The 21,644-nt window shown below is 34.1% G+C and carries 17 protein-coding genes and 2 pseudogenes; 10 read left to right on the forward strand and 9 right to left on the reverse strand.

The window, feature by feature from the left end; genetic code table 11:
* Nucleotides 1-2 precede the first annotated feature (2 nt).
* Nucleotides 3-1,193, reverse strand: a complete 1,191-nt coding sequence (locus Q5760_RS15680) for a ParM/StbA family protein (protein WP_428908567.1) — start codon at nucleotides 1,191-1,193, stop codon at nucleotides 3-5.
* A 167-nt stretch (nucleotides 1,194-1,360) separates the two neighbouring features.
* On the opposite strand from Q5760_RS15680, the gene Q5760_RS15685 reads away from it, so the two are divergent.
* From Q5760_RS15685 to Q5760_RS15695, 3 genes are all read left to right on the forward strand, one after another.
* A complete protein-coding gene (locus Q5760_RS15685; RefSeq protein WP_428908568.1) occupies nucleotides 1,361-2,164 on the forward strand; it encodes a CsxC family protein in 804 nt (267 codons plus the stop codon).
* A gap of 321 nt (nucleotides 2,165-2,485) precedes the next feature.
* Nucleotides 2,486-3,280, forward strand: a complete 795-nt coding sequence (locus Q5760_RS15690; protein WP_428908569.1) for a CsxC family protein — start codon at nucleotides 2,486-2,488, stop codon at nucleotides 3,278-3,280.
* A 180-nt stretch (nucleotides 3,281-3,460) separates the two neighbouring features.
* Nucleotides 3,461-6,022 (forward strand): hypothetical protein, encoded by a 2,562-nt coding sequence (locus Q5760_RS15695; protein WP_428908570.1) that lies wholly within the window; start codon nucleotides 3,461-3,463, stop codon nucleotides 6,020-6,022.
* 42 nt (nucleotides 6,023-6,064) lie between these two features.
* On the opposite strand, the gene Q5760_RS15700 is transcribed toward Q5760_RS15695, so the two are convergent.
* The 3 genes and pseudogenes from Q5760_RS15700 to Q5760_RS15710 all read right to left on the reverse strand — a co-directional run.
* On the reverse strand, nucleotides 6,065-6,838 hold the full coding sequence (locus tag Q5760_RS15700; protein ID WP_428908571.1) for a CsxC family protein: 774 nt from the start codon (nucleotides 6,836-6,838) through the stop codon (nucleotides 6,065-6,067).
* Nucleotides 6,839-7,632: 794 nt separating this feature from the next.
* Nucleotides 7,633-7,911 (reverse strand): PAS domain S-box protein, encoded by a 279-nt coding sequence (locus Q5760_RS15705; protein ID WP_428912602.1) that lies wholly within the window; start codon nucleotides 7,909-7,911, stop codon nucleotides 7,633-7,635.
* Between the two features lie 3 nt (nucleotides 7,912-7,914).
* Nucleotides 7,915-8,182, reverse strand: a pseudogene (locus tag Q5760_RS15710) (nitrate/nitrite transporter); the annotation flags it as partial.
* A gap of 292 nt (nucleotides 8,183-8,474) precedes the next feature.
* Here Q5760_RS15710 and Q5760_RS15715 point away from each other — a divergent pair.
* Nucleotides 8,475-8,918: a hypothetical protein gene (locus tag Q5760_RS15715; protein ID WP_428908572.1), complete on the forward strand. Its 444-nt coding sequence runs from the start codon at nucleotides 8,475-8,477 to the stop codon at nucleotides 8,916-8,918.
* A 238-nt stretch (nucleotides 8,919-9,156) separates the two neighbouring features.
* Nucleotides 9,157-9,522 carry a hypothetical protein gene (locus tag Q5760_RS15720; RefSeq protein ID WP_428908573.1) on the forward strand — a complete coding sequence of 122 codons (366 nt, stop codon included), beginning with the start codon at nucleotides 9,157-9,159 and terminating at the stop codon, nucleotides 9,520-9,522.
* Nucleotides 9,523-10,489: 967 nt separating this feature from the next.
* On the opposite strand, the gene Q5760_RS15725 is transcribed toward Q5760_RS15720, so the two are convergent.
* Together Q5760_RS15725 and Q5760_RS15730 are read right to left on the reverse strand one after the other, a co-directional pair.
* Complete coding sequence (locus Q5760_RS15725) at nucleotides 10,490-12,178, reverse strand: Na/Pi cotransporter family protein (protein WP_428908574.1); 1,689 nt, start codon at nucleotides 12,176-12,178, stop codon at nucleotides 10,490-10,492.
* A gap of 214 nt (nucleotides 12,179-12,392) precedes the next feature.
* Entirely contained in the window at nucleotides 12,393-13,589 is a 1,197-nt protein-coding gene (locus tag Q5760_RS15730; RefSeq protein WP_428908575.1) for an MFS transporter, read from the reverse strand.
* A 179-nt stretch (nucleotides 13,590-13,768) separates the two neighbouring features.
* Between Q5760_RS15730 and Q5760_RS15735 the strand changes: the two genes are divergently transcribed.
* Nucleotides 13,769-14,467, forward strand: a complete 699-nt coding sequence (locus Q5760_RS15735) for a Crp/Fnr family transcriptional regulator (RefSeq protein WP_428908576.1) — start codon at nucleotides 13,769-13,771, stop codon at nucleotides 14,465-14,467.
* A 59-nt stretch (nucleotides 14,468-14,526) separates the two neighbouring features.
* Nucleotides 14,527-14,823, forward strand: a pseudogene (narI, locus tag Q5760_RS15740) (respiratory nitrate reductase subunit gamma); the annotation flags it as partial.
* A 471-nt stretch (nucleotides 14,824-15,294) separates the two neighbouring features.
* On the opposite strand, the gene Q5760_RS15745 reads toward narI, so the two are convergent.
* Entirely contained in the window at nucleotides 15,295-16,266 is a 972-nt protein-coding gene (locus Q5760_RS15745) for a methyl-accepting chemotaxis protein (RefSeq protein ID WP_428908577.1), read from the reverse strand.
* A gap of 161 nt (nucleotides 16,267-16,427) precedes the next feature.
* A complete protein-coding gene (gene hmpA, locus Q5760_RS15750) occupies nucleotides 16,428-17,645 on the reverse strand; it encodes an NO-inducible flavohemoprotein (protein ID WP_428908578.1) in 1,218 nt (405 codons plus the stop codon).
* 178 nt (nucleotides 17,646-17,823) lie between these two features.
* Between hmpA and Q5760_RS15755 the strand changes: the two genes are divergently transcribed.
* Nucleotides 17,824-18,267, forward strand: a complete 444-nt coding sequence (locus Q5760_RS15755) for an RrF2 family transcriptional regulator (protein WP_428908579.1) — start codon at nucleotides 17,824-17,826, stop codon at nucleotides 18,265-18,267.
* A 31-nt stretch (nucleotides 18,268-18,298) separates the two neighbouring features.
* On the opposite strand, the gene Q5760_RS15760 is transcribed toward Q5760_RS15755, so the two are convergent.
* Nucleotides 18,299-19,144, reverse strand: coding sequence for a 2OG-Fe(II) oxygenase (locus Q5760_RS15760; RefSeq protein WP_428908580.1), 846 nt, complete (start codon nucleotides 19,142-19,144; stop codon nucleotides 18,299-18,301).
* A 199-nt stretch (nucleotides 19,145-19,343) separates the two neighbouring features.
* Between Q5760_RS15760 and Q5760_RS15765 the strand changes: the two genes are divergently transcribed.
* Nucleotides 19,344-19,757: an ATP-binding protein gene (locus tag Q5760_RS15765; RefSeq protein ID WP_428908581.1), complete on the forward strand. Its 414-nt coding sequence runs from the start codon at nucleotides 19,344-19,346 to the stop codon at nucleotides 19,755-19,757.
* A complete protein-coding gene (locus tag Q5760_RS15770; RefSeq protein WP_428908582.1) occupies nucleotides 19,751-21,631 on the forward strand; it encodes an ATP-binding protein in 1,881 nt (626 codons plus the stop codon). The genes Q5760_RS15765 and Q5760_RS15770 overlap by 7 nt, the downstream gene beginning before the upstream one ends.
* Nucleotides 21,632-21,644: the final 13 nt, after the last annotated feature.

Here is a 21,644-nt window from a genome sequence, read left to right on the forward strand (position 1 = left end):
CTTTAATTGCTCACGGTATAAAGGTCGGCTTCCTTTTCTTGTTCAATTTTTACTTGTTTCATTTTAGCAAGCACCATTAATCCGAGAACATTTAATTTTTCCATATCCTCAGGGAACGTTAATTGTATTGGGCGACCTCTTTCAGCCCATCTCATCGCTGCCTCTTGAATCTGTTTCTGGGCTAACTTTGCAGCTCCCCCGACTGCAATATAACGAGTAGCACCCTTTATTTCATTTGAACTACTTCTTACACGATCAAAATATTCAAGATATTTAATTGCCATGGATTTTAACTGTGGAATGATATATTTACTAATATCTCTTCTTACACCTGCAAATGGTTCCACGTACCATTCTGATTGCCCTGCAGATAATTTTTCTTCTAACTCAGCACGAGAATCAAATTTATATAATTCGTTTTTACTTACCTTTTGAATGATATTATCAAGGAATTGATTGATGCCGAATGTCTCACCTTCAACAGATGCTACAGGTTTATTATATTTAATCCCAACAAAATCAACGGAATCTCCACCAAGATCACCAATAATAATTCCTTTTTGTGAATCCTTTACTAGAACTTCATCCTTAACCCCTAATGTTTCTTGATCACGCGTTAATCCAAGGTAAGCACAAGCACCCTCTGCCCCAATAATGACATCTTCCACGTGTAATTTAACCGTTAATTCCTTTGGTTCAGACAATCCCGGTACCTTATGGAAAATAATGGTATGCGTTCCGATTAATCGATCTTTAAACTTCTCTTTTTTTTCTTTATATTGAGTCGTTGGAAGTGAAACGGCCAATTGATCAATGTGATAGTGTATTTCAGTTTCTTCAGGGTTTAGTCGGATGGCATGAAATCCAGCTAAACCAAACAGAAGAATGTACGTTCGATCTTCATCTACTTTCTGATTATTAAAGCCGGTTAAGCTTACATCCCGTTGTTTTGCAGCAGATTTACCAATATAATAGATTTCTCTCTTATCAATGATGGCATGACTTTTGACTTCAACAATTAAATTCTCCTCAAATTCGATATCTTCATCATCGTATGGTCTTTCATAAAACTCTTCATCAAACAATGAAATCGCATTAGGAACTTGATATTCGTAAGTGTATCCTTCATCAGAGGTTAATGCTTTATACCAACTATTACCTATGTCAACTGCAAGAAAATTTAATCTTTCCATTTATCCTCACTCCTCTTTGAAATCCTATGCTGGACAAAAGCCCACATGTGCAAGTACCAACTTAAATTTATGCTAAGAGGTCGACCAAAAAATCCACGAATTCACCAATACATCTATCTATATGAAAGCATATGATACATTGAAATAAACATTAGGAGGATAAAAAAATGAATAAAGAAAATAAATGTGTTGATGTAGAAGTTTCAGCTCATATTGGAGAATGTGAAAATGAATCAGTTGAACCTATTACGACTCCAGAAGGTCCTACAACGATTAAAGTCCCTGTTACACTTGCAGAATTGAATGTAAAAACCAATTTAGTGGCCAAGATTTGTTTTCCAGATCCTGTGCTAGAAATTAAAGATATTAAAAAGAGAGTAGAAATTGTACAATGTCGATTACTACTACCTGGTATTCCAGAATATCGTTATGATGATGATTTTCCGTTTGAAAAACGCACATTAAGATTATTTATTAAAGGATTTGTCCGTAAAAACATCCAATACGCAACACCAAGTCCTCGTTCAAAAGACTGCGGTGTTTCATCTGAAATAAAATCGTTTACTGTAAAAGTACCATTCGAATGTGTTACCACCATAAAAGGAAAAGATTTTCTAACACCACCACAGCTACCATTTCATAATAACCGTTCAGAATTTGACTTTTTTAGAGCACAAGAATTAGGAAAAGGTTTCCCTGAAAAGGATGAATTTCTATCAAGTGATTTATCGCAATTTCATCAAGTAAGTACTCAATTTTACAATGAACTTCCGTTCTGTGAACTATTACGCAGTGATATAGTCGAATGGGATGAAGCAGTTGACCGACATTCCTTCCCAGATTCACCACTAAAGGAAGGTGTTTTCCATGAGTTAATTGAAAAAATGTGTCTAGAATTTACGATTAAAGTATTGCAAAATCAACAAGTACGTGTAATGGCATTACCACCAGAAGATCATCGTCGTTGCTAAAATAAAAGGTCCTTTAACCGCGTAGAAAAATAGAAAAACTCGAAGGCAATATCATGATTAAAAATGTTGATATTGTCTTTTTTTATTTCTATTTTTTTATTGCATATTATTCATATTCTTTCTATAAAAAATGGTTCTCGATTTTGGGGTCATTTTCAGTTTTTAAGATCAAGATAAAAAATTAAAATTGTATTTTCCCTTGATGTAATAGGGTTTTTAGGCAATAAACCTATAAATTCATACTCAAATTGGGCATCCGCCCATACATAGACATTTAACCCGCATAAGATGCACTATCTTGAAAAATTAGGAGGGGCAAAAATGTCCGAAAACAAAAAAATAAATACGTGTGATTTCCCTACAACAATAAATGAATGTGAAAATAAACCTCATAAACCGAATGTCAGCCTTGGAAAAATCGTTACAAAAGTTCCAGTTGTATTAGCTGAGCTTACTCTGCAAGTTAATTTAGATGCTTGTATTAAATTTCCAGAGCCTGTCTTAGAAATTAAAGATGTTAAGAAACACGTAAAATTAGTACAATGCAGATTACTTTTACCAACAAATAAATTATTTATAAAAGGGTTTGTACGCAAAAACATCCAATACGCAAGTCCAAGTAAAGAAATTCATGAAAGTACCCATAAATCTGTTTCATCTGATATTCATTCGTTAACCGTTGACGTACCTTTTCATTGTGTAACTGAAATTAAACACTTCTTAACTAATCCTGTCATGCCTGAAGTAAATAAGCGTCAAGAGTTTGATTTCTTAATTTCAAAGCCATTGCCATCTGGTTTTCCAGAAAAAGATGAATTTCAATCAAGTGATCTTTCTCAATTCCACCAAGAAAGTACGCAATTTTATAATGAATTACCATTTTGTGAACTAATCTCGAGTCAAATTATCGAATGGGATGAAGCAATTAATCGTACTCATATTCCTGCTGATGCACCACTCGAAGAGGGATATTTTACTGAACTTGAAGAAAAAATGGTTCTTGATATTAAATTAAAGGTATTACAAAATCAACAAGTTCGTGTTTGTTCAACAACTAACGATGATTGTGATCATCATGATGAAAGTGATGACAATGATGACTATAAATGTTATTAAGGTACGATTCTTGTAAACAAAATGACTACAATTCTAAAGTTGAATAATCCATCAGTAAGTGATCATTTTGCTTACTGATGGTGTACTACTTTATTTCCATAATATTAAACTATGTTTTTGTAATTTGAATGATTAGGAGGGGATCGGAGAGGATGCTATTGGCAAACCTTCGAAACGACCATGGATAATTTTAATTCGTATGCTAATCCCTACTCTTATCAAAAAAATCCCTATGGATATTATGGTAACCTCCCGAAACAGCAACCCAACTACTCTTCCTCTCCATTCAATCATGTAAGAATGAATAAAGAGGAAAATCAAACTAAAAGCAAAAGTATAGAACGTAATAAAACAAGTAAACCTACTATCTATACGAATGAACATATTGATAAGATCACTGGAACAAGACCCGTTATATTTTCAGCGCCTGAAGTTGGTTCAATACAGCTTTTTGAAAAAACTGTTGAGATTGAAACTGAAAAAAACGAGCATACATTTAAGGAAAACAAAAGAGATGAGGATATAAAACAAGAGAGAAGTTCATCTTTAATGAATGATTTTTTAGATGAACTTTATGAGGAGTCTAATATAGAAAATTCCTCTGATGAAGAGGCTATAGACGACGAAATTCACGTAACAGAACCTGGAACTTCAGAACACCTGGATGAAGAAATCGAAGAATCAACCTCTACAATGGAAGAAAATCATCATCGATTATTAAATGACTATTTATCTATGCTTGATGAAAGTCAAGAGCTGCTTGATGAAAGCCAAGATTTGCTTGAAGAAAGTCAAGAGCTGCTTGATGAAAGCCATGAGCCGCTTGATGAAAACCATGAGCTACTTGATGAAAACCATGAGCTACTTGATGAAAACCATGAGCTACTTGATGAAAACCATGAGCTACTTGATGTAAACCATGGGCTGCTTGATGAGAGCCATGAGCTGCTTGATGAAAACCATGAGCTATTTGATGAAAACCATGAGCTACTTGATGAAAACCATGAGCTACTTGATGAAAACCATGAGCTGCTTGATGAAAACCATGGGCTGCTTGATGAAAACCATGGGCTGCTTGATGAAAACCATGGGCTGCTTGATGAGAGCCATGAGCTGCTTGATGAAAACCATGAGCTACTTGATGAAAACCATGAGCTACTTGATGAAAACCATGAGCTACTTGATGAAAACCATGAGCTACTTGATGAAAACCATGAGCTACTTGATGAAAACCATGAGCTACTTGATGAAAACCAAGTTGCACTACATTCAGAAGAAGATCTTAAAGAGTCCAGCGAGGATCAAAATTTCTTTCTAGAGGACGCTTTTTATCAAATGCTTTCAGAAGAAGAGTCTGAGGAATTATTAGAACATAATCATTCTTCCGATTCAGATCATCAAGAAAAACTTGACCTTAATACTTCCGAAGAGCAGTCAAATTCAAAAGAAGATTCTGCTGTTTCATTAGAAGAAGAACTCTATGCCCATTTAAAGGATCAGAAATCCTTAGAAGATAAGTTTTCATCCATGCTAGAGGATGTTTACTCCGAACAACCTCAAGAAATAGTTGAAGATCACATTGAATTCGAATTGAGCGCAACAGAAAAAGAAATAGAAATAGAAAAAGAATTAAAACCGATCACTCCAGAGAATAACCAAGATTCAAAATCAAATACTGAACAAGATTGTTTATTACAGGACCAAAGTGCCAAAAAGCCTGAAGAAGTAGGTAAGAAAAAAATTCACTTAAAAAGAAAAAAACAATATAAGAAAAAAAAGCATTTTCACATAGAAAACCCTATAAAAGAAGAACTCTATGACCATTTAAAGGATCAGAAATCCTTAGAAGATAAGTATTCATCCATGCTAGAGGATGTTTACTCCGAACAACCTCAAGAAATAGTTGAAGATCACAATGATTTCGAATTGAGCGCAACAGAAAAAGAAATAGAAATAGAAAAAGAATTAAAACCAATCACTCCAGAGAATAACCAAGATTCAAAATCAAATACTGAACAAGATTGTTTACTACAGGACCAAAGTGCCAATAAGCCTGAAGAAGTAGGTAACAAAAGAAGTCACGCAAATAGAAAAAAACAATTTAAGAAGAAAAAGCATTTTCACGTAGAAAACCTTATAAAGGAACCTTTATTAGAAGACAAACCGCACCCAAAAGTGTCTAAAAAGGAATTGAGACATCATGTAGTAGAAAAGAAACAGCCAATTATTGTTAAAATGCCCGTTTTATTAGGGCAATTGGATCTAGATGTTACCATTGTTCAAACACTACATTTAATGCTGCCTATTGATCATATATCAAAAATAGAATGGTCTATTCAGTCGCTTGATTGTAAAGTTGTACCCCCTTCTACCACAGTCTTTTTAAAAGGTGTCCTTATCGCAGATATTGAATTTATTCACAAAGGATTAAACCATACAATTCATTCATTAAAAGTCCCTATTCCATGGTCAAAAATTACCAATATTCACTGGTTAGCTCTTCCTGACTTACCACAACATCGTCAGAATGAATTTATGTTTCACTCCCAACATGATGAAAGATCTCATTTTGAAGATTTTCAGAAATTTGCAGAACCGATAAAGAGTCAATTAAAACAAATCAATTTTGTTTGGCATCAAGAGCTCGAAACAATGGACACTAAACAAAAAATTGATTTTCAAGGTACAACACATTTAACTATTGATATTTCACAAGAGCAATATATTAACCTGGAAAATTGAAAAAGGGTGCCTCACTATATGTGAGACGCCCTTTTTCAAATTTTAACAATAATCATCTTGACCAAATTCTAATTGAGTTTGAGTTAAACGAACAACTAAATCAATTGACATTTTTTCAGTAAGTTGTTTGAAAAGTCCCCATCTATCAAAGTCATGTGGAAAGTCCATTTCCGTAATGTCAGCTCTTAGGAGTTTACACTTAATTGGTTCGTTAAATTCTTCAAATGTAACCGATCCAAAACTGCAACGGTCTGAACCCATTCCGTGTTTATCCATTTCTCTAATTTCTTTGACTTGATTACTCTTTTGGCTAAACTCAAAATCAACAAGGTTTACATCTTTAATGCGTTGGAAACATCTAAACGGAACATTTATACTAAAGTCTTGGACAGGACCGTCACAGCCCGTTGAAAATTGAATGTTTTTGTGTACAAACCCTTCAATAAATAAGTTTAATTCCTGTTTTGGTTTATGACCACCGTGATGGTGATCGTGATGGTGATCGTGATGGTGATCCCGAGGGACAGGAATTGCCTTGCATTGTGTTAAAAACACATTTTTTCGGATACTTTTAATATCGCTAGCAGGTTTTGGAAGACAAATATCTGCCTCTGTATTAACATTTAGAGCAACAACAGCAATAACTTTCTCTTGCTCAACTGCATTAGGACTTTTTACGTGTTCTACCTTACAAAAATCACCATGTGTTTTTGCTGTATCACAAGCTGGCATTGGCGGGCAGTTTTGATGCTGATGGTTGTGGTTGCTGTTGCTGCTGTTACTACAACCACATGAAGATGAAGTATTTTGTTTCATTAAAAATCACTCCTATTGATTATTAGTTTTTTAGTCAAAGGAATTTTTCCTTATTTGTTTGACTTACTATTGTATATGTTGGAATAGACAAGTTAGCATGGACAAGTGACCGAGGACGCATGCACATTTTAGGGGTAATTTGGAAATATGTATATTAGTGAAGACTTAAATGATATTTGATTATGGTTTATTCAACTAAAAGAAGGCGGCAAAGTCGTATGGAACTTCAGAAAACATATTGGAGTATGTGCTGTGGAAATCTTATCGATAAATTTGGGATAGAGTGGCAATTAACTTACGGGAAGGCGAGTGAGATGTAGTAATACTTTTAGTAGGATTCTATCATGGTTATATAGTTTGTTACACCATACATAATTTCAAAAAAGAAGAAAGATCATATACAAGGCTATCTATCAAAAAATCCCCTTTTGTTGGTCAGCCTTGTTCTATTTCTCTATAAAACTACTTCCTCATTATGTTTAAGAATATTTTCACTTGCTCTGGAGTTTTAGCACTAATGCTTTGCAAATGAGTTGGTTTTTCTGTATTTTTAAATACGAATTATTTTGAAATGCCCATCAAGTTTTGTTCATCGGGTATTTCTTCGAATTCATCACGATCAACTAGTAAACCATTGTTTATTCCTAATTGTCTACAGTTAGGGCACTGGTCATAATATCAGTTCTAAAATTACAGATAAGAATGTAGTATTATGCTTTACATAACATTCTACTTACTTTTTTTCATTTCACTAAAGATTCCAACATAACTCTTGATTTCATCTACGTCGTTCTTTACAGGGGTAATAGATAGCCATTGCATGTAAAGATCACCACTTTTCCTCTTATTATATATTTCCCTTTGCCAAAAACCATCTTCTTTATTACATTTCCACATGTCACGGTAAAATTCTTTATTATGTTTATTGAATCTAGTATTCTCGTATTCCGCCCAATAACTTCTGTTTCCTCATAACTCGTAATCTTTGTAAACGAAGAATTGACTCGTTTAATATTTCCATCTAAGTCAGTAACAATAGCTTCTACCGTCTGACTAATAATATTATTGGCCATGTTTAATCTTTCTTGATAAAACAATCCAACAACAATAATTAAACTGGCTAAAGCAACTGTGACAAAGCCATATACCCTATCGCATAATAACCAGTTAAGTTAAATTAAATGACAGAATCATCGGTGGAAAGGAGTCACCTAAACCACCTTTTGCAGCATCAATTCCATTGACGATTCCCGCTTGTTTGGAAAAATACATAGGAACCAATTTAAAATCGGTACCATTCCAGATTCATTCACAAATCGCAATACTTAAACATCCAATTATATAAAAGGGTTAAGGGAGGATTAAAAGTTATCTTTTATATCAATTAAGTTTATCACCTAGCCACCCTTACTGGACGGTAGAGTTCCTCTTTTTCTATTTTTTATAAGGAAGTCGAATACGGCAAGTTAACACAATCACCTTTCACTTACAATACACCCTAAAAAAGTATTTACATGATTATAAAAAATACCCATTTTTTCTTTAGGGGTAAAAATGGGTTATTGAACTGTATTATTTGTCCTACTCACATTAGCACTTCATGCATACATTATATTAACAAAAGGAGGTGATTTAGATGAGAGAAGGTCAGAGAAAGCACTTTCATGATGATAAGAAATGTCATGATGAGAAGAAATGTCATGATGACAAAAAGAAATGTCATGATGATGATAAGAAATGGCATGATAATTCCAAAAAGGACAAAGTTGAATTTGATGTTGAAAAAGATGGTCTTAAAATAAGCATCAATATTCATAACACTCTTACAAATGCAAACGATGACTCTACTGCCGCTGGTGAAGTCGCAGCTCAAAGAGGTGGCGAAGCTGCTGGTAAAGATCTAGTAACTAGAGGTGGAGAGCTAGAAAATATTAAAGCTGGAGATGATATCGCTCAAAAAGGTGGCGAGATCGAAGAGAATAAAGCCGGAGATGATTTAGCTCAAAGAGGCGGACGAATCGAAGAGAACAAAGCCGGAGATGATTTAGCTCAAAGAGGCGGACGAAACTTCGAACTCTAAGGTCCATCGCTGTTAGCAATCCTTTAATTAACTTGTAGATCTGGACAAGTTATTAAAAACATTCTATCTCCAAAATACCTTCAACTTAGGGTATGAAAAAACACAAAAAAAGGTTGACCCTCGCGTCAGCCTTTTTTGTGTTATACACTTTTCCCAAATTATATAAATTTGTATAGTTTGTCTAGCTCACATAAAGCACTTCATGCATACATTATATTAACAAAAGGAGGTGATTTAGATGAGAGAAGATCAGAAAAAACACTTTCATGATAACTCCAAAAAGGACAAAGTTGAATTTGATGTTGAAAAAGATGGTCTTAAAATAACCATCAATATTCATAATACTCTTACAAATGCAAACGATGACTCTACTGCAGCTGGCGAAGTCGCAGCTCAAAATGGTGGAGAGGCTGCTGGCAAAGATCTAGTATCTAGAGGTGGAGAGCTAGAAAATGTCAAAGCTGGCGATGATATCGCTCAAAAAGGTGGCGAGATCGAAGAGAATAAAGCCGGAGATGATTTAGCTCAAAGAGGCGGACGAATCGAAGAGAATAAAGCTGGAGACGATTTAGCTCAAAGAGGCGGACGAAACTTCGGACGCTAAGATCCATTGGCTGTTAGAAGGTTTTTAATTAACTTGTAGATTTAGACAAGTTAATTAAACATTCTATCGTCAAAATACTTTCAACTTTGGATAAGGAAAAAACACAAAAAAGGTTGACCATCGAGCCAGCCTTTTTTGTGGTATACACTTTTTCCCAATATAAAAAATTGTATATTATGTGGCAAGTTTACTATATGAACAGCTTCACAGTAATGGCTAATTTTTGCTACAGTATTGCCTGAATATTATTCAAATATTTTAATTAAAGTATAAATAGTCACATTAAATTGAAAAACTTTTATGTAGAGTTTTCTATGAAAAAGAAACGTTCAGCGTTACATAATTGGTTAAAATATTTAAAGTCATTCAAACTACTTAACTACAGATACGAATAATACAGAGCAGGTTAACAATGGTGTTTGAATTCTCTGTATTTCTCATTTTCTTCCTTCACATTATGACATAACTCTGGGCAGGAACATTTCGCGGTGTAAGCTTCCGTTATTGCTCCGTTCGTTTTTTCATCCGTTAAGGGGACATTCTTTTATCTCTTTGATCTCGAAAATTGAAGGCATATCTTCTTAATCTACCGCAATTGTCTAACAGACTTACAATCATAATCAGAAAAGTCTTGTTCTTCAATGAATACTTTAACATGACTGTTTGAATGTTTGCCCATCTAAGCATTTGGATCTGGGTATAGAACTACTAGGTTTGCAGCTGTAGTATTTTCGTTTTCGGATAGTAATGTAACGAGGTCAACGGTAAGTTTTTATTGTGGTATAAAAAGCACCTCCTTTTTTCTTCATAAGTTTGGAGGTGCTACTTATTTACAAGCATTGTTTAAAAAAAGGGCTTACGATTGGTCAATATAAAAAAGGTGTCAGGAATCTTCCAAGTAGAGGATACCTGACACCTTTTAATCATTTAATCTCTTTTACTAGATTTTCCTTTTCCATAACCAGCTTTAAGAAAACAACGCAACCGTTTCCCCATTATTTTTTTTCTTTAATTCTGTAACTGAATTGATGAAAGACTCAGAGATATTTGACGCATGATCCCCGATTCTCTCTAAATTGCTAATGATGTCGACAAAGACAATCATTTCATCTCCAGAACTTTGTCCTTCATTTAAGAATCTAATATGCTTTTTGCGTAGGACTCTTTCCATGGAATCAATTTTATTTTCATTGTCTAACACCGTACGAGCTAAATCAAGATTATTATCGAATACGGCTTTATACGAAGTTTCTAACGTTTTGATTGTAAAAGTAAACATTTCCGTTAAATCATTGATCGCTTCTTCTGATAAAATGGCCTTTTTATTAATTTTATAATCGATTAGTTCAACAATATTCTCCATATGATCCCCAATGCGCTCAATATTACGAACCCAATCTGTTAAATCAGATAAAAATTCTCTTTCCTTTATTGAAAGTGGCTTTGATGAGATATCCACTAAATAATTGGTAATATGCCAATCTAGATTGTCAATTCCTTCTTCATATTGCAATGCATTGTCAGCATGCTTTTTATCACTTGTTTGTATATAGGAGAAAGCTTCATTCATTCCCTTTAATGAAAACTCTGTCATTCTTTTCATTTCTTCTTTTGCTTGTCCAAGTGCAATAGAAGGAGAATGTTCAATAAATGTTGGATTTAGATGCTGTGGTTTTGTATTAATAAAGTCATCTTCACCTGGAATAATCTTTGTAACAAGCCAAGCTAACACACCAATAAATGGAAATTGTATGATCGTATTCGAAACGTTAAATGTTCCGTGCGCAAAGGCAATTGCCATTGCAGGATTTAAATCGAGGGCACCTTGTAAATAAGAAATAAAACTTGTAAATGGTACTAAAAAGATTAAGAAAATAATCGTTCCTAATAAATTAAACAGAACATGTACTCCAGCCGCTCTTCTTGCAGAGATACTTGCTCCAATACTAGCAATTACAGCTGTGATTGTTGTACCAATGTTATCACCAAACAATACTGGTAGTGCAGCATTTAAGTCGATCGCACCCTGTGCGAATAACTCCTGTAAAATTCCAATTGTAGCACTTGAACTTTGAACAATAAGCGTAAAAATGGTTCCAATCACAACACCTAAAATAGGCTCGTTACTCATACTGACTGTTAATTCATGGAACGCCTCTAATGACCGTAGTGGCTTCATTCCCGCGCTCATTAATTCTAATCCAAAAAATAATCCACCAAATCCAAATACAACTTGACCAAAAGATGTAATTTTATAATTTTTGAAAAAGAAGATCAGCATCGCACCCACTGCAATAATTGGTAATGCATAAGCACCAATATCAATTCCAATAATAAAGGCTGTTACGGTGGTCCCAATGTTGGCACCCATAATCACACCAATCGCCTGTCTTAATGTCATAAATCCTGCGCTTACTAAACCAACAGTTAGTGCCGTTGTCCCTGAGCTGGATTGAATAAGAACTGTCACTAGAATCCCCGTTAAAACACCCATAAATGGATTCGTCGTAAACTTATCTAATATATCTCTTAAGCGATCGCCAGCCGCAGTTTGCAGCCCGTCCCCCATATATTTGATCCCAAATAAGAAAATGCCCAATCCACCAATGAATTGAAAAATCATTTCTTGATAATTCATATCCGATTTTAACCCCATTCCTAATTTTATAAATCGACAAATTTCCCTAAATATCTTAACAAGATTTACAGTAAATTTACATAGGTAAAACAAAGCTTTTCATATTTTTAATATAATCTTTACAAAAAATTTACAAACTAACTTTTAAAGGGTGACAGGCACCTTCCATTTTATGGAAGGTGCCTGTCACCCTTTACATTGTCACCCTTTACATTAAACCCTTTAAATTGTTTTAAATTACTTTTTTATTTGATTGATTTCGCTTGTATTCATTCATTTTGTTTATTTTTTCACTATAGTACATTCCAACAACAATAATTAAACTTGCTAAGGCTACTTGGGACAATGCCATATACCCGATTGCGTAATGTCCTGTTACGTTATAGAGGATGGACAATATGATTGGTGGGAAAAATCCGCCTAGTCCACCCATTGCTGACACAATTCCGTTTACAATTCCTGCTTCTTTAGAAAAATACAATGGAACTAATTTAAATATCGTACCATTTCCAATTCCAGCACATATGGCTATGCTTAAACAACCGACTGTATAAAGCATTAACGATGGATTAAAAGCAAGTACAATTCCTGACAATGTCAACCCTGTAAATACCACCATCAAAATTTTAAAGCTATTGAATTTATCCCCTAAACATCCCCCTACAGGTCTTAAGAAAGTAGCAAGGGCAATAAAACCAGCGGTTCTTACCCCTGCATCAACCGTGTCCAATCCAAAATTTGACACTAGAAAATTAGGTAAATAAACGGTAAAAGCAACGAAACACCCAAACGTTAAGAAATAAAACAAACTCAAAAACCATAGTTTTGTATTTTTATAGACCAATTTAATTTGCTCTGTTAAGGGAGTTAGAACTTTAGGCTCTTTTTTGTCTCCTAAAAAGAAATTTAATATCAATACCCCTAAAATAAGAATGGCGAATAACTGGACACTTGTTCTCCACCCAAACATATTTGCAAGCACTGGCACGGAAAAAGTCGTAATCGCGGTTCCGATATTCCCCATTCCGTAAACGCCATTGACAAAACCATGACGCTCTTTTGGAAAATATTTAGGTAAAGCGGTTACACCCGCTGAGAAAATCGCACCGCTAATCCCGATAAATAAACCGCCAAACAATAAATCAAATAATGAGTCTGCGTAACTAATGTAGAAAATAGGAAATAATAAAACAATAAAACTAATTAAACTTACCTTCCTTGCCCCATATCGATTTGTCCAATATCCAATCGGAACACGTAAAATAGATCCTAAAATAACGGGTACTGCCGTAACAAGTGTTAATTGATTCCCCGTTAATTCGATATCTGTTTTAATATAAGAAATTAATCCAGATAAAATAACCCACACCATGAATCCGACCACAAGTGTTATCGTTTGCACCGGAAGTTGTAATGCCTTTTTATTCATGTATCTTCTTTCCCCTTTCCAGAATAGTATTTTCCATGTCATCGTTTTCATTTTTAAAAAGTATTTCGTGATTATCGTAAGAAATATTGTTAAACTATTGATGTGAAGTTGTTCACAGTTTTTATATTGTTCAAGATTTAGTCACATTTATAGTAATACTTTATGAAGGTGGAATTCACATGCCTAATTCATTAAAATCAACTCATTCTATCCAAATCACAGAATTACTACGGATTGCCGATCGAACAGTCCCTATTTCTAAGGATCAATTTATCTTTCGTGAAGGGGAAATTGCAGAAGAATTATACATGATTGTCTCTGGTAATGTTCAAATCAGTAAAGTAACTGCTGACGGCCGTGAACTAACTTTACGAATTTGTGGGGAAAATGATATTTGTGGAGAATTAACGCTCTTTACCGATAATCCCAAATACCTTCTAAGTGCAAAAGTACTTGTGGAGGGAGAAATGGCCATCATTCGAAAAGATGTGTTAGAGAAAGCAATTTTTGAAAACAGTGCGCTTGGCTATGAATTTATGAAATGGATGAGCGATCATTTTCGCAAAACACAAACAAAATTTCGTGATCTTGTATTAAATGGCAAAAAAGGAGCCTTATTTTCAACATTAATCCGGATGACAAATAGTTACGGAATCCAGAAAAAGGACGGGATTCTGATTGATCTTCCGTTAACGAATCAAAAGCTAGGTGATTTCTGTGGCACATCAAGAGAAAGTACGAATAAAACTTTAAATGAATTAAAACGCAAAGGGGTCATTTCAAATGAAAAAGGAAAAATCACCATTCATGATTCAGATTATCTAAAAAATGAAATCGGATGTGAAAACTGCCCTGCCGTGTATTGCAATATCGAATAGAAAAAAGCTGACAAAAAATCGTCAGCTTTTTTCTTTTTGTCTAAATTGTGATATTTTCCCTAGCGATTGTCATCCTTTCGGGTATGTCTGCCACTTTATTTAATGTAGAAAACAATGGGTTTGATTACCGTACAACAATTGGACCTTGGTTAAGGGGTATATTATTTTTCCGACCTGATGCAAGCCTACTTGAAAGTGTTCCGATTTGGTTTAAAATCCATATGCTAGCTGCATTGGGACTTTTTCCAGTTTGGCCATTCACGCGTTTAGTCCATGTTTTTAGTGTACCTTTACGTTATTTATTCCGAAGCTATGTGATTTATCGTAAACGTGAGCCTAGGCAGGAGAAAATATAAAAATAATCTATGATAAATGGAAAGCGTGATATGTCTATGTATGTTAGATCATGCGGAGGAAATGTAAGTAAACAATAGAAATAGCAAAAACGCATGGATAACAGTCAATTCCATGCGTTAAAACATTTTGGGGGACAACTTTTCAGATAAATAGTGGAACGCATGTCCGATAAAAATTCGAATTCACTATTATTGTTATACATAACGGAACGTATGTCCTATTAAGTTTCACATAATTGCTTTTACCTACCCAAGTTCGATATTCTTTATTAAAGAAGGCATTATAGGTACCTAAATCATTAGGAGATTTAGCCTATTTTTGAATAGGATATTTTATTAGTGGCTCCACAAAAGCGAAACTTACTAGTGATAGGACTCTTTCCTTTTTATACTCTTGAGCTTTCATAGGATAAACAAGCGAAAAGGTCCTCTCTTTCTTTTGTTTTGAGCGGTCCTTCATTGACTTGATTTTTATAAGGAGTTCACTTTTTTATCTAGTTCGGTTAATTGATGAATCGTTACTTCTAACTTTTCATCAACTTTACTCGCCTCATTGATATGCGATAAAATTAAATCTTTTGCTTCTTCAAATAAGATTCCTGTATCACTTATTTCACTCATCACTTCTTGAGAATCTTCTTTCTGCATTTCTATTTTTTTCATAACGTTCGTAACGTCCATTTCAACTTGATGGATTAAAGAAGAGATAAAATCCATTTTATTAGATGTACTTTTACTCAAATCAATTCCTTCTCTAATTAATTCCGTACTTGCTGTCGTTGATTGTAAAGTAACTTCAATATCCTTCTGAATATTTTGCGTCAAATCGCTAATATTACTTGTACTAGTAGAAGTACTTTCGGCAAGCCTACGTACTTCCTCAGCTACGACCGCAAACCCTTTTCCGTGCTCCCCTGCTCTTGCAGCTTCGATGGAAGCATTTAATGCGAGTAGATTAGTTTGATCGGCAATTGCGTTTATCGTTTTTACAATCGTTTCAATTTCTTTAGAATTACTGCTTAATTGTTTCATCTTATTATAAGTTTCTTCTAATTTTTCGCCAAGTTGGGTAATCAATCTCTCGACGTGATTTACAGACGCCCTTCCTTCTTCTGAGCGATTCACCATATCTTTGGCTGATACAATTAAGGTTTCCCCTTTCTCAAAAAGGACTACAGAGTTCTCACAAGAATTTTGGCTAATATAATTGACCTTTTCAAAATGACTTTTAATTTTCTCTACTAAATCCCCCAGCACTTGATGTTGGCTGTTTACCACTTCATGTTGCTCAATGGTCTGTGATAATTCATTTTGGAAGGTTTCTAAAAAAACAGTATAAAAAGATTCTTTTTCTTTACATTTAGAATAAATACGTTCAAACTCATCTCGCAATTCTCTTTTTTCTTCCTCAATTTGCTTTAAACGATTTTTTGAAATGATCATACTTAACTCCTATCTGATTAGCAAAATAATATGATAAAGTACCCTTTATATCATTATACGAGAATAGTTTTCATTAATAAATTGATTAGGGTCAACTTTTTATATTTTAATAGAGTGACAGGCACCTTCCATAAAATGGAAGGTGCCTGTCACTCTATTCATTAACTTGCAGAGACGGTCTCTTCTTCTAATGTTCCAGCTGGACCAAAGAATTCGTAATGAATCTTTTCTGTTGCTACTTCCCATTCTTTTAGAATGTGGTAAATAGATTTCATGAACGGTACGGGTCCACAGAAATAAAAATCTGCTGAGGTATCTTTTACGATTGATTGTAGCCATTCTAAATCAACGAATCCTTCTTTATCGTATTCGCCTACTTCACGATCTCTCTCTGTTGGTGCAGAGTAAGCGATATAACTAGTGACATTTTGATTCTCACGAGCTAATTGTGAGACTTCATCTTTTAACGCATGAACTCCACTATTTAATGCACCATGGATAAACGTTACTTCACGTTCTGGTTGTTTCTCAGCAATCGTTTTTAGCATACTTACCATTGGTGTTAATCCAACACCTCCACTTAGTAATACAACTGGTGTATCTTTTTCTTGGAGTACAAATATTCCGGCTGGAGCACTTACTGGGATGATATCGCCTTCTTGAACTACATTGTGTAAGTAGTTTGAAACAACTCCCTTGTCTTCGCGTTTGACACTAATACGATAGTATTCTTTCCCTGGGGAATCCGATAAACTATAGTGGCGAAGACTTGTACACTCATTGTTTTTAGGTTTTACCTTCAAAGTAATATATTGACCGGCTTGATAGGATGCAATGGCACCACCATCTTCTGGCTTTAAATAAAAAGAAGTAATGACTTCACTTTCTTTTACTTTTTTAACTACAACGAAGTTTCTAAAACCTTCCCATCCACCCTGTTGTTCTTTTGCTTCACTATACATTTCCTGTTCAATTCCGATAAATGCGTCCGCAATGACGCCATAGGCTTCTACCCAAGCATTAATAATATCATCTGTAGCCTCATCACCTAGAACGTCTTTAATGGCTGCTAACAAGTTTTCACCAACAATTGGATAGTGTTCAGGCAAAACTCCTAACGCTCTATGTTTTGTTCCAATTTGTTTGACAACCGGGATAATCGCACCTAGATTATCGATATTTGCTGCTGCCGCATAAACAGTATTAGCCAATGCAGTTTGTTGTCTTCCTTGTTTTTGATTCGCATGGTTAAAAATATTTAATAGTTCTGGGTGTTTGCTAAACATTAATTGATAGAAACGTGTTGTAATGTCTTTTCCGTATTTTTCCAAAACAGGAACCGTACTCTTTACAATTTCAATTGTTTTTTCACTTAACATGTTCTCATCCACCTTTGTTCTTATTAAAGATATATTATATTTACATCTTTAATAATATAACAACAGTGTAAATAAAAATATATTTGAAATACATGTTTCATAAAATTGTCACAATTACAGATTTTTTCCATTGATGATATAATAAGGTAAGTTTTAATATAAATGAGGAGCATTTAAAATGAGATTAACAAATTATACGGACTATTCCTTACGAGTATTAATATATTTAGCATTAAAAGATCAAAATGAACTAGGTACTATTAGAGAAATTGCAGAGAACTATCAAATTTCAAAAAATCACTTGATGAAAATTATTCATGATTTAGGAAAGCTTGGCTATATTGAAACGATAAGAGGTCGATATGGCGGGATTAAACTAGCTATGGATCCCAAGGATATTAATATTGGAGAAGTCGTATCAAAAACAGAGGAAGATTTTCATATCGTTGAATGTTTTAATCATGAAAAAAACTATTGTGTAATCACTCCTTCATGTAAGTTAAAGCATATTCTTCATGAAGCACTTCAAGCATTTATCCATGTTTTAAAAAAATACACATTAGAAGATTTAACACAAAATAAAGATGATCTACGGCAATTACTCACCTTTGAGGAATCTTAAAGGGACAGAGGAAACATGTCCCTCTGTCCCACTAATAAATTCTCCCTTGTCTGATCCATTTGGTTGCAACCCATTTCTCACCTGTTAGTACAGGTACACTGCTGTGTAAGGATAATCGATCGGTTTGCCCCTTTTCGTTGCCATAATGAAAATACAGTGCCGCTCCTTTTTTTGGTGATACCTTTAGATCGATTTTAGGAAAAATCGTTTCTCCACCTTCATGAACATCATTTAAATACATTAACAGTGTGCAGACCCTTTGTACTCCTATAGTAGGGTCTATTTTATTGTCTGGGAAAAAATCATAATGGGATTTATATTCTTCGCCTTGATTATAATGTAAGACTTGAAGACTTTCTCCATGATCAACCGGAAAATCTGTCACTTCTTGTATTCTTTTTTCAATTTTTTGAATGAGAAGATTCTCTCCGATCGCATACTCTGTCCCCTCACTCGTCCTACCAGATGCTATTATTCTTTCTCCAGTAGCTGAATTGATTACTTGAGAGCGCTTTAATCGTTTAGTAGAAAGCGCAATCAATTCATCGCATTCTTGTATACTTAGAAAATTATCAAGAAAAAGGATAAACGGTGTTTCTATTCTCATGGTTACTTTTATATCACGATCAGAAGTATGAATGATATTACCTTTTTTACCTAATGCAGGAATCTCATATAGATAGGGTAGTGATTCTTCTTGATCATGCTTATCAATCGATTGATTTCGTATTAACTGAAATAATAGAGTATAAGAAAACTTTGGATCAAAGCCTTTTTTAATTAATGCGTCAACTAGTAATTCGGGCTGGACCCCACTATGTAAAGTTTTAATGATCCATTCTTTTAGTTCATTGGAGATGCGGGTTAGTTTTTTCATAGTATGACCTCTCCTTTCTTCTATTCTTCCCTTTTATTGTAATATAAAACGAGTTTATGAAAAAGTTATTTTATAATGTTTTCCTAATTCTAAAAATTTTTATATATCAAGTAAAAAAGTATAAATTTTCTGTAAAACATGCTAAAATATTACTAATATTGACAAGTTTTGTAATACATTAAAATAATTGGAGGATTCTGTGGAGAACTTATACAGAATTGTGATTGAAAGAGAAGATGATGTTCACATGGCTAGTTCAATAGGAAAACGTGTTTCTGAAGAATATGGCCTAAATAAAAGTGAACAAACCAAGCTTGTGGTTTCCATATTAGAGCTGACACGTAATATTGTCTTTTATGCTGAAAAAGGTGAACTCTTTATAAAACCAATAGCTAACTATGGAATTGAAATACAGGCAATTGATAAAGGACCTGGCATCCCTCATTTAGAACAAGTATTAAATAATAATATCCGATCCAAAACAGGTCTTGGGCTTGGTTTATCTGGTGTCAAGCGGCTTATGGATGAATTTGAAATTATTAGTAATGAAAAAGGAACAAAGGTTAGAGCTGTAAAATGGTTCAAGGAAGGGAGGTTCAAAAAGAGATGGTAATGACAACATCAGCCAATCGCCTTTATGGTTTAATCGAATTAAATCCAGATGGTGTGATCGTTAAGGCTAATCCTGAAGCAAAAAAACTATTATTCTCAAATGATAGTAGTTCACAAAATCTTTTTCAACGAATTAAAAATACAGATCTAAAAACAAAGTTGCATGAATGTTTCATGGGGAAAGTCAATGAGTTTACCATTTCAATCGAATCTCATCCTTATTTTTTCCTTTTTCATCGATCTTATAAAGGTGACCTGCTTGAACACATTTATATTTACTTTTTTGATATTCTTAATATCCAACATTCGATCGAACAAAATAATTGGAACAATTCATTATTATCTTCGATCGGTGAAATGGCCGCAGGTATCGCTCATGAAGTTCGTAATCCATTAACAGCTGTAAAAGGCTTTCTTCAATTAATGGATCAATCCTATAATGAAGAATATTCTCATATCGCTCAAAATGAATTGGAAAGGGCCATCCACATTTTAAATGATTTAATGAGTGTGTCCAAACCTGAATTTATACAAGAAAAGCAAACTAGTTTTAATATCATTGCTGAGATCGAATCTATTTTACTTCTATTTCAGAATCAGTTATACACAATTAATCTAATCAAACATTATGAAAATGAAAACGCTATTGTGGTGGGGAGAAGAGATCAACTTAAAAAGGCACTTTTTAATATTATAAAGAATGCCATAGAAGCTATGCCCAATGGTGGTACATTAATGATTGACCAAACAGAAGATGTCCAAAATATAAACATATGTATATCCGACTCTGGTGTGGGGATCCCGAAGGATAAATTAAGATTATTAGGCACTCCATTCTTCACGATGAAACAAGATGGGAAAGGAATGGGATTAGCACAAGTATTTAATGCGATTCAAAGTAATCATGGCAGAATAAGTGTGACTAGTGAAGAAGGCAGCGGGACTTCGTTCTCATTAACTTTACCAAAAACGATTAAACATGTAGATACGATAATTGGGGGGCAAACGATGATAGGAACGATTAATTCAAGAGTAGAATTGGCAAAATTCTTTAACGAGAATTTGAGTTTTTATACGGAAGAGTGGATCAAATATTTGGAAGAAAATAAAGACTACATTGCTACTCTTCTTAGGGATAGTGGGGAAATCGATTATTTTAGCGAACATGGAAATCCAATTATAAAAATTGTAGCATCCAATATTAGTGAATTGAAAATGGAAGAATTAATGGACAAGGCTAAGGAAAGAGGAATCTCGAGTGCAAAAACAGAATTCCCGATTCATTTAGCTTGGGAACTTTTCCAATCTTCAAGAGGAATTGTTTGGAATGCGGTCAAAACCTTTTATGTGGAATCCGGAATACAATTAGATACAGAAGAGTTTTTCGCATTAGAACGACATGTAAATGACATTATTGATTTATACATTGATTCATACACGGCTTACTATGTAAACTATAAAGAGGATTTATTAAGAAGTCATCGTGAAACGGTTGATGAATTGTCCGTTCCGATTATTCCAATTACGGATAAGGTTTGTATCTTACCTGTAGTGGGAAATGTGGATACGTACCGTGCTAAAAAAATTCGTGAAAGAACCCTTAATCGTGTTAAAGAATTAAAAGCTACTCAATTAATTATTGATATTTCTGGGGTACCGTATGTAGACACAGCTGTTGTTAACCATTTATTTAAAATTGTTAAAGGGATCAAATTATTAGGCTGTTCAACGATCATGACAGGAATTAGTCCTGAAATTGCCGATACCATGATTGAACTTGGAATTGAAATTGACAATGAAGTGAAAACATTATCAGACTTACAACAAGCCCTACAAAGTTATTTTAATGATCATAATCAAAAGAAAATATTTTAAATTAGGTTGTCTT

Origin of the sequence: Niallia sp. Kr1 (assembly GCF_050389805.1) — a bacterium.
Lineage (GTDB): Bacteria > Bacillota > Bacilli > Bacillales > Cytobacillaceae > Bacillus_BD.

What these genes read in the sequence shown, in the direction of transcription:
- Q5760_RS15755 (WP_428908579.1), top strand. Translation starts at nt 17,824, where the DNA reads ATGAGATTAACAAATTATACGGACTATTCCTTACGAGTATTAATATAT.
- Q5760_RS15715 (WP_428908572.1), top strand. Translation starts at nt 8,475, where the DNA reads ATGAGAGAAGGTCAGAGAAAGCACTTTCATGATGATAAGAAATGTCAT.
- Q5760_RS15730 (WP_428908575.1), bottom strand. Translation starts at nt 13,589, where the DNA reads ATGAATAAAAAGGCATTACAACTTCCGGTGCAAACGATAACACTTGTG.
- Q5760_RS15705 (WP_428912602.1), bottom strand. Translation starts at nt 7,911, where the DNA reads ATGGCCAATAATATTATTAGTCAGACGGTAGAAGCTATTGTTACTGAC.
- Q5760_RS15700 (WP_428908571.1), bottom strand. Translation starts at nt 6,838, where the DNA reads ATGAAACAAAATACTTCATCTTCATGTGGTTGTAGTAACAGCAGCAAC.
- Q5760_RS15680 (WP_428908567.1), bottom strand. Translation starts at nt 1,193, where the DNA reads ATGGAAAGATTAAATTTTCTTGCAGTTGACATAGGTAATAGTTGGTAT.
- Q5760_RS15695 (WP_428908570.1), top strand. Translation starts at nt 3,461, where the DNA reads ATGGATAATTTTAATTCGTATGCTAATCCCTACTCTTATCAAAAAAAT.
- Q5760_RS15735 (WP_428908576.1), top strand. Translation starts at nt 13,769, where the DNA reads ATGCCTAATTCATTAAAATCAACTCATTCTATCCAAATCACAGAATTA.
- Q5760_RS15685 (WP_428908568.1), top strand. Translation starts at nt 1,361, where the DNA reads ATGAATAAAGAAAATAAATGTGTTGATGTAGAAGTTTCAGCTCATATT.
- hmpA (WP_428908578.1), bottom strand. Translation starts at nt 17,645, where the DNA reads ATGTTAAGTGAAAAAACAATTGAAATTGTAAAGAGTACGGTTCCTGTT.
- Q5760_RS15745 (WP_428908577.1), bottom strand. Translation starts at nt 16,266, where the DNA reads ATGATCATTTCAAAAAATCGTTTAAAGCAAATTGAGGAAGAAAAAAGA.
- Q5760_RS15760 (WP_428908580.1), bottom strand. Translation starts at nt 19,144, where the DNA reads ATGAAAAAACTAACCCGCATCTCCAATGAACTAAAAGAATGGATCATT.
- Q5760_RS15720 (WP_428908573.1), top strand. Translation starts at nt 9,157, where the DNA reads ATGAGAGAAGATCAGAAAAAACACTTTCATGATAACTCCAAAAAGGAC.
- Q5760_RS15725 (WP_428908574.1), bottom strand. Translation starts at nt 12,178, where the DNA reads ATGGGGTTAAAATCGGATATGAATTATCAAGAAATGATTTTTCAATTC.
- Q5760_RS15770 (WP_428908582.1), top strand. Translation starts at nt 19,751, where the DNA reads ATGGTAATGACAACATCAGCCAATCGCCTTTATGGTTTAATCGAATTA.
- Q5760_RS15690 (WP_428908569.1), top strand. Translation starts at nt 2,486, where the DNA reads ATGTCCGAAAACAAAAAAATAAATACGTGTGATTTCCCTACAACAATA.